This is a genomic window from Endozoicomonas sp. ONNA2 (assembly GCF_024606365.1).
GTDB lineage: Bacteria > Pseudomonadota > Gammaproteobacteria > Pseudomonadales > Endozoicomonadaceae > Endozoicomonas.
In genome coordinates this window covers 1-1,086 of sequence record NZ_JAHHPO010000683.1, presented here as the reverse complement: position 1 = coordinate 1,086, position 1,086 = coordinate 1, and the positions used below count along the sequence as shown (strand labels likewise).

At 58.7% G+C, this 1,086-nt stretch carries 1 protein-coding gene; it reads right to left on the bottom strand.

Translation table 11 applies throughout. From position 1 onward, the window contains the following. Positions 1–70: 70 nt before the first annotated feature. Positions 71–1,084, bottom strand: coding sequence for a tRNA epoxyqueuosine(34) reductase QueG (gene queG / locus KDK14_RS11965; protein ID WP_257265353.1), 1,014 nt, complete (start codon positions 1,082–1,084; stop codon positions 71–73). Positions 1,085–1,086: the final 2 nt, after the last annotated feature.

Below are 1,086 nucleotides of genomic sequence, written 5' to 3'. Positions count from 1 at the left end.
CGCTACGGGCGCTATTCGCGGACAGCCTCCAAGATTAGCCGATCGGCGGGACAGATCACTAACAACCCCGTCAGTTGCGGTAACGGCAGATGGCAGTCTTGATCCCGGCAGCGTGGCGGTTGAGAGCCCAGAGAATGTGCTCCTGAACCAGCGCTGATGGATAATCCAGGCGACTTTTCAGAGCGGCAATGACGCTGTCACTGCCCGGGGCATTGCCCAGTGCCACGGCGATATTGCGCAGCCAGCACTCATAACCGGCCCTGCGGATCGGCGAGCCAGCGGTTCGTTCCAGAAACTGCGCTTCACTCCAGAGGAAAAGCGCCACCAGATCACTGGCATCCAGCTGATGGCGGGGTTGCAAGTCCGGCTCCCGGGTCGGTTTGGCAAAACGGTTCCAGGGGCAGACCAGCTGGCAGTCATCACAGCCATAGATACGATTGCCCATCAGCGGGCGCAGCTCCACAGGAATGGGACCCTTGTTTTCGATGGTCAGGTAAGAGATGCAGCGACCGGCATCGACCTGGTAAGGGGCGACAATGGCCCGGGTTGGGCACTTGTCCATGCAGGCGGTGCAGCGGCCGCAGTGGTTGTTTTCATAAGGTTTATCCACCGGCAGCGGGAGATTGGTGAACAGCTCCCCCAGAAAGAAAAATGAGCCGGCCTGCCGGTTCAGTATCAGTGAGTGCTTACCAACCCAGCCCAGCCCTGCCTGTTGCGCCAATGGCCGTTCCATTACCGGAGCACTGTCCACAAAGGCCCGATAGCCATGTTCACCAACGGCTGCCTCGATCTGCCGACCCAGCTGGGTCAGCCGTTTGCGTATTAACTTATGGTAGTCCCGACCCAGGGCATAGCGGGAGACATAGGCTTTTTCCGGTTCATTGAGCAGTTTGATGGTTTCGGTATCCGCTGGCAGGTAATCCATGCGGGCAGAGATCACCCTTAATGTGCCGGGATGCAGCTGTTCCGGGTGGGCCCGCAGCTCCCGGTGTCGGGTCATATAGGCCATATCACCGTGATAGCCGTTGGCCAGCCAGGCTGATAGATGCTCAAGATCATGGTCAGGTATTTTGGCGTCGGTAATGC